The following is a 13580-nucleotide window of genomic DNA, read 5'->3' on the forward strand; positions in this document are numbered from 1 at the left end:
AGCATCGCGGCATGGACCCCACCGTCGGTACCATCGTCCTCATTCCGCTCGTCGCGGTCGCAGCTTCACTGCTCGCATCCGCCGTGGGACGGGTCGCGAAGATCCCGCTCGTCGTCTTCGAGATCGTGCTCGGCCTGCTGATCGGCCCCAGCGTGCTCGGTTGGATCCCGAAGTCCGAGGGTCTCGAGTTCGTCGCGAACTTCGGTCTCGCCTTCCTGTTCTTCATGGCCGGCAACGAGATCGACTTCGCCGCCATCAAGGGCCGGCCGCTGCGTCGCGCATCGCTCGGCTGGGTCGTCTCCCTCGTCGTGGGTGTCGGCCTGGGCATCCTGCTCGCGCCCGATCCCATCGCGGGTGTCTACGTGGGCATCGCGCTCACCTCGACCGCGCTCGGCACCCTCATGCCCATGCTCCGGGATGCTGGCGAGATGCATACCAAGTTCGGCCGCGCCGTGACAGCGGTCGGCGCCGTCGGCGAGTTCGGTCCGCTGCTCGCCATCTCGCTCTTCCTCAGCGGACGCCGTCCCCTCGGCCGCGCTCGTGCTCATCGGGTTCGCTGTCATCGCCGGGATCGGAATCTGGCTGGCCTCGCGGGGCGCGCACGAACGATTCCACGGGCTCGTGCGCGCGACGCTGCACACCAGCGGTCAGTTCGCCGTGCGATTCATCGTTCTCGTGATCGCCGCGCTCGTCGGGCTCAGCCTCGCACTCAGCCTCGACATGCTTCTCGGCGCGTTCGCTGCCGGCGTCATCTGCCGCGTTCTGCTTTCCGGGGCGAGCAAACCCGATGCCGAGTTGGTCGAATCGAAACTCGAGGCTGTCGCGTTCGGTGTTCTGGTCCCGATCTTCTTCATCAACACCGGGATCGGGTTCGACCTGAAGGCGCTCCTCGCGGACACACGGGCGCTCATCCTGTTGCCGATCTTCCTGGTGCTCTTCATCATCGTTCGCGGCATCCCCGGCTCATTCGCGGCTCCCCGGGCTCGACGTTCCGCGACCGCAGCTCGTTGACCCTGCTGAGCGCCACCGGTCTGCCGATCATCGTGGCGGTGACCAACATCGGACTCGAAGCGGGCGACATCGAGAAGGGCACGGCGACCGCGCTCGTCGGTGCAGGGATGCTCTCGGTGCTGCTGTTCCCAATCATCGCGCTCTCCCTTCGTAAGAGCTCCTCTGACGGCGGGCTGCGTGCGCCCGACACCGATCGAGTGCCCGTGGAGGGCTGACCCTCGCCTCACGACAAACAGCGGTTTACGGGATGCGCATGAGCGCGCGGCCGAGAATCGCCGCGGTGAGCGCCTCCACCGGCTCTCTTGCCGTCGACGGGTTGGACAGGAGCGTGAAGTCCACGCCGCCGAGCTCTGGCAGCGAGAAGCGGTTGCTGACCTTCACCAGGTCAGAGGGGATCAGAGACCGCGGGAAGACCGCTACGCCGATCCCGGCACGAACAGCGGCGAGCACGCCGTTCACCTCACGGGTGTTGCAGGTGATCCGCCAGGTTCGTCCCGCGGCCTCCAGAGCGTCGATCGTGATCTGACGGCTCAGGCTCGGCCCCTGGTAGGCGATCAGCGGGATGGGGTCGCCCGGCTCGATCACGGTCTTCTCCTGCCCGACCCAGACCAGCTCATCCGTCGCCACCACGGTGCCGTCGGTGGTGCCCGGGTTCTGCTTGATGAAGATGAGGTCGAGCTGTCCGGCCTTGAGCTTGCGGTGCAGTGGACCCGACTGATCGACGGTGAGCTCGAGGTTGATCTGCGGGTGCTGTTGGCGGAAGTGCCTCAGGATGCGCGGCAGCGTCGTGATCGCCAGATCGTCGGCCGCCCCGAACCGCAGCCGCCCGCGCATCGCCGACCCGCTGAAGTAGCTCTCGGCCTCGGCGTGCGCCGCGAGGATCGACCGCGCGAACCCGGCCATGGCGTCGCCGTTGTCCGTTAGGCGCACATCCCTGGTGTCCCGGGCGATCAGCACCCGTTTGGCCGCCTGCTCGAGGCGTCGCACGTGCTGGCTCACGGTCGGCTGACTGATGCCGAGCCGAGCGGCGGCCTTCGTGAAGCTGTGCGTGTCGGCGACCGCGAGAAACGTTCGGAGGAGCACAGGATCGAACATCGGGCTTCCATTCGAAAAGTCAATAGGAGTTATAGCTTCAATTCGCAGCAAGAATACCGCGAGTTGCGTAACGTCGAGAGGACAGACCTCTATACGGAACCAGATACGCAGGAAAGAACGTGGCAAACTCCACCGCAGCACCCCCCACGGGACCGATGCCGGTCCTCAGCACCCGACCACCGTGGCGGGAGACCTTCATCTCCCTCCGAGTACCCAACTACCGCAAGTTCGCCGCCTCCAACCTCGTCGCCAACACGGCCGTGTGGATGCAGCGCATCGCGATGGACTGGCTGGTGCTCCAGCTCTCCGGCAGCGTCGCCGCCGTCGGGGTCACGGTGTTCATGCAGTTCACGCCGATGCTCGTCTTCGGGCTCTACGGCGGCGTGATCGCCGACCGGTACTCGAAGCAGAAGTTGCTCATCATCACGCAGTCCACCGCCGCGCTGCTCGCTGCGGTCCTCGCGGTGCTGACGCTCACGGGACTGACCGAGGTCTGGCATGTGTACGTGATCTCGTTCGCGCTCGGACTGGTCACCGTCGTCGACAACCCTGCCCGCCAGGTCTTCGTGAACGAGCTCGTCGGCCCGCACTACCTGCGCAACGCGATCAGCCTCAACTCCTCGATCTTCCAGCTCGGCGGGCTGATCGGACCGGCCGTCGGGGGCATCCTGATCACCGCGGTCGGCGGTGGGTGGTCGTTCGCGATCAACGCCGTGGCCTGCCTTGCCGTCGTCGCTGCGGTGAGTTCCCTGCGCCGCTCTGAGCTGCACCACTCGCCCGCGCTCCCCGCCGTAAGGGGCAGTTGGCCGAAGGGATCCGGTACGTGCGTCACAAGCCGGTCATCTTCTGGACCGTCGTGATGGTCGCGGTGCTCGCGGTCTTCGCGTTCAACATGCCGGTGCTGCTCGCGGCCTACGCGAACAATGTCTTCGATGTGGGCGCTCAGGGATACGGACTGTTCAACTCGCTGGTAGCGGGAGGCGCGCTGGTCGGCGCGCTCGCCTCGACACGCCGCACGAGCATCCGGTTGAGCATGGTGGTCGGAACGGCGATCGCCCTCGGAACCGTGCAGGCCATCGCGGCGTTCGCACCCAATGAGTTGGCCTTCGGCGTGCTCCTCGTGGGCATCGGCGTGACGAACCTGCTCTTCATCACCGGAGCGAACTCGCTCGTGCAGATGTCCTCCAACGTGCAGATCCGCGGACGCGTCATCTCGCTGTACATCCTCGTGCTCCTCGGCGGTCAGGCTCTGGGCGGACCGCTGATGGGATGGATCGTCGAGATGTTCGGTCCGCACACCGCGATCATGATCTCGGGGCTGGTTCCGGCGGCGGCTGGAATCGTCATCGCCATCCTGATCGCCCGGAGCGCCAGCCTGCGGCTCGCCCTCAGCCTTCGTGGCCGTCGGCCCAGCATCACGATCGTCAACCGAGTGGGGAAGACAGGCGCCCGCCTGTGAGCGCCCGACGACGCCTGGACTAAACTTCGCACTGTGCCCAGCTACAGAGATCCAGGTCCGCTCGAGTTCGACGCCGAACTCCAGCGGGGCGAGGCCGAGAACTCGCAGACATTCGTCGACTTCCCGTTCGACGTACAAGAGACATTCGGAAGCAACGGACGCATCCCTGTCGTCGCGACCTTCGACGGCGAGGAGTACCGCGGGTCATTGGTGACCTACGGAGGCGCCCACCTCATCCTGGTGTTGAAGAGCATCCGGGAACGCCTCGGCAAGTTCGAGGGCGACACGGTTCATGTCACGATCGCTCTCGACACCTCGGAGCGGCTCGTCGAACTCGCCGCGGATGCGAGCGAAGCCCTCAAGGAGAGCGGCGCGTTCGATGCATTCCGGGCGATGAGCTACAGCCACCAGCGCGAGTACGAGCGCTGGATCGAGCAGGCGACCCGCCCGGAGACCCGCTCACGCCGTATCGCCAGAACGGCCGAACGCGTCAAAGCGGGCGAACGCCTCCGCTGAGTGCGACGGGGTGCGCCCGGCCCTGCGGTATCGTGGGACAGCCCGCCCTCGTAGCTCAGCGGATAGAGCAGGAGCCTTCTAATCTCTTGGTCGCAGGTTCGATTCCTGCCGAGGGCACCCTTAGTGAACGAGTGTTCAGCGACGGGCTCGGCGGGCGGCGCGATTGCGCGCGAAGATCCAGCCGACCACGCCTCCGATGATGAAGATGATCAGGACGAGCAACCAGGTCGGCATCGTCAGTTCCGCCCAGAGGAAGAAGATGGTCGCCTTGTCGTCACTGACGCCGTTCTGAATCGCGACGACGACCAGCAGGACGACGAGCAGGATCGCGAACCACTTGCGCTTGAGGAACCGGACGAAGCCGTTCTCCGTGCTGCTATGGGTGTCTGCGCTCATCAGTGAACCCCCTCGCCGGGTGCGCATTCCGCACCGATGAACACATCATGGCGGGAAAAGACCCGTACAGCGACAGATTCCGTCAATCGCGTCGGCGTGGCGAGCGCTCAGACCGCCTTTGCCGCCGCGATGAGCACCTGCTGCAACGTCGGTACGCCCTCTGCCCGGAACACTTCCTCGCCGTCCGCGGTGCTCACGATCACGGTCGGGGTGATCCGGATGCTATCGGCCTCGGCCCGCTCCATCTCGCGCGCGACGTCGAATTCCATGACGGTGGCCGTGGGCACCAGGCGCGACGCCTCGGCCAGCACCGCCCTCGTCTGCATGCACGGTTCGCAGAACGCGGACGTATACAGGGTGAGTTTCATGTCCGCGACCTCCTGCGCGCGGTGACGGGCCGGCAAACCGCCGATGACCAACGCTCACTGCCAGTGTACGTCGGGCGAACATCCGGCGACCATCGCGCCCTGAACGTGCGGGCTTCACCTTGCATTCGCCGCGGGTATGCACAATCACAAGTGTGAGCAGAGACGCATTCAACAGATACGTCGCCCTCGGGGATTCGATCACCGAAGGGCTCTGCGATGGCGCACCGGGACACCCGTCCGACTGGGTCGGCTGGGCCGACAGGCTCGCCGCGATCCTCGACGGGGACGCGCACCTGGCCGGCCACGGGTTCGAGTTCGCAAACCTGGCTGTGAGGGGCCGCCGGATCGGGGATGTGGTGGCCGATCAGATCCCCCGGGCAATGTCCCTGCAACCCGATCTGGTCTCGGTGATGGTCGGCGGCAACGATCTGATGAGCCCGGCCGCCGATCCGGATGCGCTGGCCGAGCGACTGGACACGGGCATCCGGTCGCTGAGAGCGACAGGTGCGACGGTGCTGCTCGCCAACCTCTTCGACCCGCAGTTCGCGTTCTTCCTCAAGCCGTTCCGCGGGCGTGCGGCGGTCTTCAACGCCAATGTCTGGAGCATCGCCCGGGACACCGAGTCGATCGTGCTCGACGTATGGGGCGTCCGGGAGTTTCAGGATGGCGCGATGTGGGCCTCCGATCGGGTGCACCTCAGCAGTCGCGGGCATCGCCTGCTCGCGGCGCGCGCGGCTCACACCCTCGGCGTTCCGTATGCGGAGATCGCCGCCAGGAGCATCGCGGAGACGCCTGCGCCGCCGCCGAAGCCGCTCCCCCTCCGAACCTGGCTGCGCGTGTATGCGATCCCGTGGGCTGGACGAAGGCTCCGCCACATCTCCGCCGGCGACGGACTCGACGCCAAACAGCCGGTGCCCTGCCGCGTCGGAGCCCAGCACTAGACTTTTCGCATGGCTAATTCCTCGGATCGACTGGTCTGGATCGACTGCGAAATGACCGGGCTCGACCTCGAGGTCGACGAACTCGTCGAAATCGCGGTGGTGATCACCGACTTCGAGCTCAACGTGCTCGACCCGGGACTCAGCATCGTGATCAAGCCCGACGACTCCGCGCTCGAGAACATGGGCGACTTCGTTCGCGACATGCACACCACATCCGGGCTCCTCGAAGAGATCCCGAACGGCAAGAGTCTCGGCGAGGCCGAGTACGAGGTGCTCGAGTACGTGCTCAAATTCGCACCGACCGCTCGGAGCGCGCCCTAGCCGGCAACACCATCGGCACCGACAGGATGTTCATCGCCAAGTTCATGCCGCGGCTCGACAACCACCTGCACTACCGCAGCGTCGACGTCTCCTCGATCAAGGAACTCTCGCGCCGCTGGTTCCCGCGCGTGTACTTCAACGCTCCCGAGAAGCACGGTGGACACCGCGCTCTCGCCGACATTCTCGAGTCCATCCGCGAGCTCGACTACTACCGCCGGGCGGCATTCGTGGGCGAGCCAGGGCCCACCACGGAAGACGTTCAGAGCGTCTCGCGGGACGTGGTGGGAAAATGGGCGTCCCAGATGTAATACAATCGACAAGTTGCTTTGACGAAATGCGGTAGCTCGTCGAAGTCATGGTGGGTATAGCTCAGTTGGTAGAGCGCCTGGTTGTGGTCCAGGAGGTCGCGGGTTCAAGCCCCGTTACTCACCCCAAGTTGTTCCGGTGATGTGATTGCCCCGAGTTGTCAGGGCTTCACCAGCGAACCCCGGCGTTCCAGTGGCGAGAATCCTGTGCGGGCGTACTGTGCTCTGGCATGGACACAACCACACTCATCATTGTGATCGTCGTCGTCGCGGTGCTGCTGATCGCGGTCATCGTCGTGCTCGCCCTCACAGCCGGTCGACGCCGCAAGAGGGAAGCCGACCGCACGCACGCAGCAGAGTTGCGACAGTCGGCCGCCGACGACGGGCTAGCCGCCCGAGAACGCGAGGCGAAGGCGGCCCGCGCTGCAGCTGACGCCCAGCAGGCCGAGGTCGACGCCCAGAGACTGCGCCAGGAGGCGGCCGCTCGTCAGGACGACGCGGCGACTGTTCGAGCCCAGTCCGAGGAGAAGCTGCGCAAGGCCGACGATCTGGACCCCGACGCGCGCCCGGTCGAGGATTCCCCGGTCCAGGGCCAGCCCGTTCAGGGCCAGCCCGTCCAGGGCCAGCCCGTTCAGGGCCAGCCCGTCCAGGGCCAGCCCGTCCAGGCGCAGCCCGTCCAGGCGCAGCCCGTCGAAGAACGCCCGGTTCAGGATGCTGCCGCACCCCTGTCGAGCAGACCAATCCGGACGCACGCCACGCCGCACCGCCGGAGAACCGCACGCCGTGAGCCTGGCGCCGTAACCCAGCCGCAGAAATTGCAGGCGCTTGCGTAGCATCCTGCAATAACTCGACAATTCGTCGACATTTCCTCTCAAGCCCTTGTGGAGCGGTCCAGGGCCGCCGTATCGTCTGGGCAACTCTCCGGGCGTCGGATGCGCCCCGAGCGTGTCCGACGACGTGCACCTTACGAGAGGATCCAGTCAACGATGACCAGAATCAGCCCCTTCGCCATCCGCCCCGTCGCGATCGCAGCAGCCTTGGCCGCCGCGGTCGCCATGGTCGGCTTCGCCGCTCCAGCCGCTGCAGCCTCCGCTTCGCCAACCCCCGTGACACGCGCCGCTCTCGACCCGGCCCTGGTGGCCGGTCGGGGCGCCACGGTCGACTTCGCCGAACAAGAGGCCGAGAAGGCCGTGACGAATGGCACGATCATCGGACCCGACCGCTCGGCATACACCCTTCCTGCCGAGGCTTCGGGGCGGAGCGCCGTCTCGCTCACCCCGGGACAGTATGCGGAGTTCACCCTCCCGAGCGCCACCAACGCGATAACTGTGCGCTACAGCCTCCCCGATTCGAGCACGGGCGGCGGCATCACAGCGCCCCTTGCCGTGACCGTCAACGGCGGGGCGAAGAAGACCATGACGCTCACCTCCCAGTACTCGTGGCTCTACAACCAGTACCAATTCACGAACGATCCGAATGCTGACCTGCTGCATCCCGACTGGTGGATCACGGAGTGCGGCTGCGTCCCGAGCGCGACAACGCCGACTCCAGTGATCACGAAGCCGTTCCGTCCGATGCACTTCTACGACGAGCAGCGACTTCTGCTGGGCCGCACGTACAAGGCGGGCGACAAGATCCGTCTGACCGCACCGGTCGGCTCACCCGCCGCGACAACGACGATCGATCTGCTCGACTCGCACCTGGTGGCCGCTCCCCACGTGCGGGTTCTGGCAGCGAACGTGCTCGTCTTCGGCGCCGACCCGTTCGGAAAGCGCGACTCGGCGAGCGCGTTCGACAAAGCGATCGCCTTCGCCAAGAAGGCCCACCTGAAGGTCTACGTTCCGCCGGGGGTGTACCAGGTCAACCGGCACATCATCGTCGACGACGTCACCATCGAGGGTGCGGGAAGCTGGTACACGATCATCAAGGGCAGCGAGGTCGCATTGTCCACCCCGGCTCCCGACGGCTCGACGCACACCGGCGTCGGGTTCTACGGAAAGGACGCCTCAGCCGGCGGCAGCACCAACGTGCACCTCTCCGGCTTCACGATCGAAGGCGACGTACGCGAACGCATCGACATCGACCAGGTCAACGGGATCGGCGGGGCGTTCAACCACTCCAGCATTGACGGCCTCTACATCCACCACACCAAGGTGGGCATCTGGCTCGACGGCCCGATGACGGATGTGAGCATCACGAACAACCAGATCGCGGACCAGATCGCCGACGGACTCAACTTCCACACCGGTGTCACGAAGTCGACGGTGGCGAACAATTTCGTGCGCAACACCGGCGACGACGGGCTCGCGATGTGGTCGGAGAAGGCGGCGAACACCGGCAACACGTTCGACCACAACACGGTTCAGACGCCGACGCTCGCCAACGGCATCGCGATCTACGGCGGAACCGACAACACCGTATCGAACAACCTCGTCGCTGATCCCCTGCGCGAAGGCAGTGCCATCCACGTCGGTTCACGCTTCGGTGCCGAGCCGTTCGCCGGACACCTGTGGATCACGAACAACACCACGGTGCGCGCCGGAACCTACGAGCTCAACTGGAACATCGGACTCGGTGCGATCTGGTTCTACGCGCTGGAGCGCAACATCGACGCAGACATCCAGGTCGTCGGCGACGACTTCCTGGACAACACGTACAACGCGATCATGCTGGTCACCGACTTCCCAGTGAAGGACCTCTACACGATCACGAACGTGCACTTCCAGAACATCAGGGTCGACGGAACCGGAACGTCGGTCGTGAGCGCTCGAACCGCCGGATCGGCGTCGTTCCAGAACGTGGATGCGCGCAACGTCGGCGCCGTCGGCGTCAACAATTGCGGGTCGTTCAACTTCAAGCCGACCGGATCGGAGTTCTCACTCACCGACCTCGGCGGCAACGACGGAGGCGGCGTGACCGGGCCGTGGCTCGCGTCATGGGAGCTCCCGAACACGATCACCTGCGATGACCGCCCTGCGGTGAACCCGCCGCCGGCGCCGTCGCCGTGGAACTAGCCGGGCACTGATCGGGCTCTGCCCGGATAAGGCTGGGCCGGGTGCCTGAAGGTGCCCGGCCTAGTCGGCCGAGCGGTGCAGGATGAAGAACCCGCCGTGAACCGGCAGGTGCGAGCGCTGGTCCTCGGTCTCGACGTACTCGTCGAGCACGGCCACGATCCGGCGATCCAGCTCGACCACATCTTCGGGCGAGAGATGCAGGGAGAAGCGAGCGTAGGTCGCGATCGAGGACGGACCCGCCTCGGACAGCTCCTGCTGGAAGGCTTCGACGGGACCGAACGGAGCGCCGAGGTCCGAGACGTCGAGCGCATCCGAGAGCCACCAGCTGCGCCCCGTCGATCGGTACGGTTTCTCGAGCGCGCCGCTCTCGCCCGTGCGAACAGGCGCGGGCTCCAGGAACCCTGCGTCGACGAGCTGCTTCACGTGATAGTGGGCGGTGCCCGGGTCGATCGCGAGTCGATCGGCCAGTTGCTTGTTGGTCAGCTCGTGCTGCCCGCAGAGGCGAATCATCCGCACGCGCAACGGATGCGCGACGGCCTTCGCCTCTTTGACGGTGGCGGGGCGTCGCTTCGCGTCGACGGGATTCACCTCGGCCGTATTCTCGTTCGGCTCCATACTCCACAGGATAGCGCGTGATTGACTTTTTCCTGATCGATTGAATTTTCTCAATCGATGTGGGATTCTTCCATTATGACCGCTTCGCTCGGCGCCGCCTTCTGGAAACTGTGGACATCTTCTGCTCTCTCCAACCTCGCCGACGGTGTCATGAAGGTCGCTCTCCCCCTCGTTGCGATCCGCTTCACGGACTCGCCCGCGTTGATCGCAGGGCTGGCCTTCGCGTTCACGCTCCCGTGGCTGCTGTTCGCCCTGACGGCTGGAGCGCTCGCCGACCGGTTCGATCGGCGGCGCTTGATGCTGATCGCGAACACGGCGCGCGCAGGCTTCCTCGTGATCCTCACGCTGACCACCCTCTTCGGCGCGGGATCGATCTGGGCTCTCTACGTCGCCGCCGTTCTCATCGGCACGGCGGAGACGATCTACGACACGTCGTCGCAGTCGATCCTGCCCCAGATCGTCGGCAGAACGGCCCTGTCGCGCGCCAACGGCCGCCTTTATGCCGCCGAGCTCACGACGAACCAGTTCGTGGGTCCGCCACTCGGCGGTCTCCTCGTCGCCGCGGGTGCGGCGGTCGCGTTCGGCGTGCCGGTCGTGCTGTGGGTTCTGGCCATCGGGATGCTGCTCCTGCTGCGCGGGAACTTCTCGACCGACCATCCGGGCACCACCACCGTGCGCGCGGATATCGCCGAAGGCCTGCGGTTCCTCTGGCACAACACCCTTCTCCGGGTTCTCGCAATCATGGTCGGCGTCTTCAACTTCGCCGGAAACGCCGTCTTCACCGTGCTCGTGCTCTACGCCGTCGGCCCGCACTCTGCGATGAAGCTCACCGACCCTGGCTACGGCCTGCTTCTTACGGCGTCAGCGGCGGGGAGCGTGGCCGGGTCGCTGCTCGCCGAGCGCATCGAGCACCGACTGGGGCGCGCGCGTGCACTGACCCTCACGATCCTCGGCAGTCTCCTCTCGCTCGCCACTCCTGCCTTCACCGCGAATCCCTGGGTGATCGGCTCGGCCTTCCTGATCGGGGGCGTGACCGTCTCGGTCTGGAACGTCATCACGGTCTCCCTGCGTCAGCGCATCACGCCGCCCCGGCTCCTCGGGCGCCTGAACAGTGCGTACCGGCTCGTGGCGTGGGGGACGATGCCTCTCGGCGCCGCGGCCGGCGGCATCCTGGCGCAGTTCCTCGGCCTGCAGCCCGTCTTCGCGATCATGGGCGGGTTGATCCTCACCCTGCTGATCGGGATGTTCTGGGTCACCGACAAGAGGATGGTTCAGGCCGAGCTAGACGCGGAGACCGAGTACCCGGTCGACGCCCCTCGCTGAGACGCCGCTGAGCGGCGCACACACGACCCTCCCAGGCTCTCCGCCTGTTCTGTCCAGATTCACCGTTTACCGTTGATCAGTCGTCGGCACAGTAAGCCGTCGTGTCGTGCGTTGCGCGCATCCTCCCCCAGAAGTCCCGAATCCGGATGCGCTGCCTCTGTCGCTCGGCACACCGCGTCCGCGTGGCGCCTCCTCTGACCACTGGTCGTCGGTCGTTTCCGCGCATCCAGACGCGGACATCCAACCCGTCTGATCGTCCTTCTCCTCACGGAGGCTGGGCCGATCTGCGCCCGGGCACGGTCGAGAGCCGCGTCGGTCGCGGCGGGGCAGCGAAGAACTCTGGAAGAGAATGCTCAGAACCATCCGCAAGACCAACCTCCCGCTCGGCCGCCTCGTGACCGGCGTGGCAGCCACCCTCATGACCGTCTCCCTCGTCGCTCCGGCGATGGCCCAGCAGCAGGCCGTGAAGGACACCCGCGCACTGTCTGAAGCCACCGGCATGCACCACGAACAGCTCTCCGTCTACGAGACGATCGTGCGCAACCGTCTCGAGGCCGAAGCCAAGGAGACCACCGCAGCGGCGACAGCCACCGTCGCGGCGAACGAGACGAAAGCTGACGCTTCCGCAGCGAAGACCGCCATCGCGGGCCTCGGAAACGTCACGAAGCTGAACGACTCGAAGCTGCGCAAGAACATCGACGCCACCAAGGCCGCGACAGCGACCCTCGCAGCAGCCGGCGCCGAAGCCGACCGAAAGGCCGCCGAGGCCGCCGCGCAGGCGCTCGCCGCCGCGAACACCCCCGCCGGCGCAAAAGCGACCGCACAGACACTCCTCGCCGCCCACGGCTGGGGCGCCGGTGAGTTCCAGTGCCTCAGCAATCTGTGGCAGAAGGAATCCGGCTGGAACTACAAGGCCTCCAACGGCGGCAGCGGTGCGACCGGAATCCCGCAGGCCCTCCCCGGCAGCAAGATGGCGACGGCCGGTGCGGACTGGCAGACCAACGCGGCTACCCAGATCAAGTGGGGACTCGACTACATCGCCCGCGGCTACGGAACCCCCTGTGGCGCCTGGTCGCACTCGCAGTCGATGAACTGGTACTGAGAAAAACCCGACACGAGGACCGGTAAACTCGCCGGGTGACCAGCCCAGCGAATCCTGAAACCCCCACCGTGCGCGGCGCGCACCTCGTCGGCAGCATCAATCTGCCGGATGCTGAGAGCGTGCTGCGCACGGTCAGCGATCGCCTGGGCGACCGCCTGCGGCGCATGCCGGACGGCGAGGTGGGCGAACGCTTCTACTGGATCCAGTTCCAGACGAAACGGTTCGACACGATGCAGGGACTCACCCGCATTCCCGTCGAACCCTTCTATATTCGCGGGATCTTCGACGGCCGCCCGTTCGCCATCGACGAGGGCGTCGCCGCCGACGATCTCGTCTTCCCTGATCTCGGGTACGCGGATGCGGCGCTCGAGTCGTACGCGACCTTCGCACGCCTTCGCGAGAACGGCGTCATCGCACCCGGCATCCGTTTCCAGGTCTCGCTCCCGACCCCGGCTGCCATCACCGGCGCGTTCGTGGTCGCCGCCGACCGCGCGGCTTTCGAGCCCGCGTATGAGCGAGCCCTCTTCGCCGAGCTCCGTCGGATCGTCGACGGGATCCCGCACGAGGATCTTGCTATCCAGTGGGACACGGCCGTCGAGTTCGCCCTGCTGGAATCCGTGAACATCCGGTCGACCCAAGCCATCGTTCCGTGGTTCGACGACGTGCTCGGCGGTGTCGTCGAGCGCGCTGCGCGACAAGCCGCCGCCGTGCCCGCCGACGTCGAGGTCGGGTACCACCTCTGCTACGGCGACGTCGAGGAAGCGCACTTCGTGCAGCCGACGGATGCCGGAAACCTCGCAGACGTCATCACCGGAGTGCTCGCGGCGTCACCGCGTGCGATCACCTGGTTCCATCTGCCCGTCCCCATCGAGCGCGACGATGAGGCGTTCTTCACCCCGCTCGCCGGCGTCGAGATCCCGGAGACCACAGAGCTGTACCTCGGCCTGGTCCACCACGAAGACGGTGTCGACGGTGCATCCCGGCGTATCGCGGCTGCGGCGTCTGCGGTCACCCGGTTCGGCGTCGCCACCGAGTGCGGCTTCGGCCGGGGGCCGAGCGAACGCACGCCCGGTCTCCTCGACCTTCACGCGGCCGTCGCCCAAGCCTGGTAACA

At 66.2% G+C, this 13580-nt stretch carries 12 protein-coding genes, 2 tRNA genes and 3 pseudogenes; 13 read left to right on the forward strand and 4 right to left on the reverse strand.

Going from position 1 to position 13580, the window contains the following annotated elements; all coding sequences use genetic code 11:
- The first annotated feature begins 11 nt into the window (after nt 1-11).
- Nucleotides 12-1011: pseudogene (locus ACQ86A_RS12195) on the forward strand (cation:proton antiporter).
- Nucleotides 1008-1226, forward strand: a complete 219-nt coding sequence (locus tag ACQ86A_RS12200; RefSeq protein WP_431277310.1) for a hypothetical protein — start codon at nt 1008-1010, stop codon at nt 1224-1226. The pseudogene ACQ86A_RS12195 and the gene ACQ86A_RS12200 overlap by 4 nt, the downstream one beginning before the upstream one ends.
- 25 nt (nt 1227-1251) lie before the next feature.
- On the opposite strand, the gene ACQ86A_RS12205 is transcribed toward ACQ86A_RS12200, so the two are convergent.
- A complete protein-coding gene (locus tag ACQ86A_RS12205) occupies nt 1252-2106 on the reverse strand; it encodes a LysR substrate-binding domain-containing protein (RefSeq protein WP_431277311.1) in 855 nt (284 codons plus the stop codon).
- A gap of 155 nt (nt 2107-2261) precedes the next feature.
- Between ACQ86A_RS12205 and ACQ86A_RS12210 the strand changes: the two are divergent.
- From ACQ86A_RS12210 to ACQ86A_RS12220, 3 genes and pseudogenes are all read left to right on the forward strand, one after another.
- Nucleotides 2262-3565: pseudogene (locus ACQ86A_RS12210) on the forward strand (MFS transporter).
- Nucleotides 3566-3598: 33 nt separating this feature from the next.
- Complete coding sequence (locus ACQ86A_RS12215; RefSeq protein WP_431277312.1) at nt 3599-4081, forward strand: DUF1905 domain-containing protein; 483 nt, start codon at nt 3599-3601, stop codon at nt 4079-4081.
- Between the two features lie 44 nt (nt 4082-4125).
- Nucleotides 4126-4198, forward strand: a tRNA-Arg gene (locus ACQ86A_RS12220).
- A gap of 18 nt (nt 4199-4216) precedes the next feature.
- On the opposite strand, the gene ACQ86A_RS12225 is transcribed toward ACQ86A_RS12220, so the two are convergent.
- Nucleotides 4217-4477: a LapA family protein gene (locus ACQ86A_RS12225; RefSeq protein WP_431277313.1), complete on the reverse strand. Its 261-nt coding sequence runs from the start codon at nt 4475-4477 to the stop codon at nt 4217-4219.
- A gap of 107 nt (nt 4478-4584) precedes the next feature.
- Complete coding sequence (locus tag ACQ86A_RS12230; protein WP_431277314.1) at nt 4585-4896, reverse strand: thioredoxin family protein; 312 nt, start codon at nt 4894-4896, stop codon at nt 4585-4587.
- A 101-nt stretch (nt 4897-4997) separates the two neighbouring features.
- Here ACQ86A_RS12230 and ACQ86A_RS12235 point away from each other — a divergent pair, with 101 nt between their 5' ends.
- The 5 genes and pseudogenes from ACQ86A_RS12235 to ACQ86A_RS12255 all read left to right on the forward strand — a co-directional run bounded on the left by ACQ86A_RS12235 (nt 4998) and on the right by ACQ86A_RS12255 (nt 9426).
- Nucleotides 4998-5786 (forward strand): SGNH/GDSL hydrolase family protein, encoded by a 789-nt coding sequence (locus tag ACQ86A_RS12235; RefSeq protein ID WP_431277315.1) that lies wholly within the window; start codon nt 4998-5000, stop codon nt 5784-5786.
- 9 nt (nt 5787-5795) lie between these two features.
- A pseudogene (orn, locus tag ACQ86A_RS12240) lies at nt 5796-6415 on the forward strand (oligoribonuclease).
- A 50-nt stretch (nt 6416-6465) separates the two neighbouring features.
- Nucleotides 6466-6541 (forward strand) — tRNA-His (locus ACQ86A_RS12245).
- Between the two features lie 101 nt (nt 6542-6642).
- Nucleotides 6643-7245 (forward strand): hypothetical protein, encoded by a 603-nt coding sequence (locus ACQ86A_RS12250; RefSeq protein WP_431277316.1) that lies wholly within the window; start codon nt 6643-6645, stop codon nt 7243-7245.
- 153 nt (nt 7246-7398) lie between these two features.
- Entirely contained in the window at nt 7399-9426 is a 2028-nt protein-coding gene (locus ACQ86A_RS12255) for a glycosyl hydrolase family 28-related protein (RefSeq protein ID WP_431277317.1), read from the forward strand.
- Nucleotides 9427-9486: 60 nt separating this feature from the next.
- Here ACQ86A_RS12255 and ACQ86A_RS12260 read toward each other — a convergent pair whose 3' ends face one another.
- Complete coding sequence (locus ACQ86A_RS12260) at nt 9487-10041, reverse strand: ArsR/SmtB family transcription factor (protein WP_431277318.1); 555 nt, start codon at nt 10039-10041, stop codon at nt 9487-9489.
- Between the two features lie 75 nt (nt 10042-10116).
- On the opposite strand from ACQ86A_RS12260, the gene ACQ86A_RS12265 reads away from it, so the two are divergent.
- The 3 genes from ACQ86A_RS12265 to ACQ86A_RS12275 all read left to right on the forward strand — a co-directional run bounded on the left by ACQ86A_RS12265 (nt 10117) and on the right by ACQ86A_RS12275 (nt 13578).
- Nucleotides 10117-11364: an MFS transporter gene (locus ACQ86A_RS12265; RefSeq protein ID WP_431277319.1), complete on the forward strand. Its 1248-nt coding sequence runs from the start codon at nt 10117-10119 to the stop codon at nt 11362-11364.
- Nucleotides 11365-11713: 349 nt separating this feature from the next.
- The gene (locus ACQ86A_RS12270) at nt 11714-12466 is read left to right on the forward strand and encodes a hypothetical protein (RefSeq protein ID WP_431277320.1); all 753 of its coding nucleotides are present in this window, start codon (nt 11714-11716) and stop codon (nt 12464-12466) included.
- A gap of 35 nt (nt 12467-12501) precedes the next feature.
- Complete coding sequence (locus ACQ86A_RS12275; protein WP_431277321.1) at nt 12502-13578, forward strand: hypothetical protein; 1077 nt, start codon at nt 12502-12504, stop codon at nt 13576-13578.
- The last annotated feature ends 2 nt before the right edge of the window (nt 13579-13580 follow it).

It is taken from the genome of Leifsonia poae, assembly GCF_050632195.1.
Lineage (GTDB): Bacteria > Actinomycetota > Actinomycetes > Actinomycetales > Microbacteriaceae > Leifsonia > Leifsonia poae_C.

What these genes read in the sequence shown, in the direction of transcription:
- ACQ86A_RS12205 (WP_431277311.1), bottom strand. Translation starts at nt 2,106, where the DNA reads ATGTTCGATCCTGTGCTCCTCCGAACGTTTCTCGCGGTCGCCGACACG.
- ACQ86A_RS12225 (WP_431277313.1), bottom strand. Translation starts at nt 4,477, where the DNA reads ATGAGCGCAGACACCCATAGCAGCACGGAGAACGGCTTCGTCCGGTTC.
- ACQ86A_RS12250 (WP_431277316.1), top strand. Translation starts at nt 6,643, where the DNA reads ATGGACACAACCACACTCATCATTGTGATCGTCGTCGTCGCGGTGCTG.
- ACQ86A_RS12255 (WP_431277317.1), top strand. Translation starts at nt 7,399, where the DNA reads ATGACCAGAATCAGCCCCTTCGCCATCCGCCCCGTCGCGATCGCAGCA.
- ACQ86A_RS12260 (WP_431277318.1), bottom strand. Translation starts at nt 10,041, where the DNA reads ATGGAGCCGAACGAGAATACGGCCGAGGTGAATCCCGTCGACGCGAAG.
- ACQ86A_RS12265 (WP_431277319.1), top strand. Translation starts at nt 10,117, where the DNA reads ATGACCGCTTCGCTCGGCGCCGCCTTCTGGAAACTGTGGACATCTTCT.
- ACQ86A_RS12270 (WP_431277320.1), top strand. Translation starts at nt 11,714, where the DNA reads ATGCTCAGAACCATCCGCAAGACCAACCTCCCGCTCGGCCGCCTCGTG.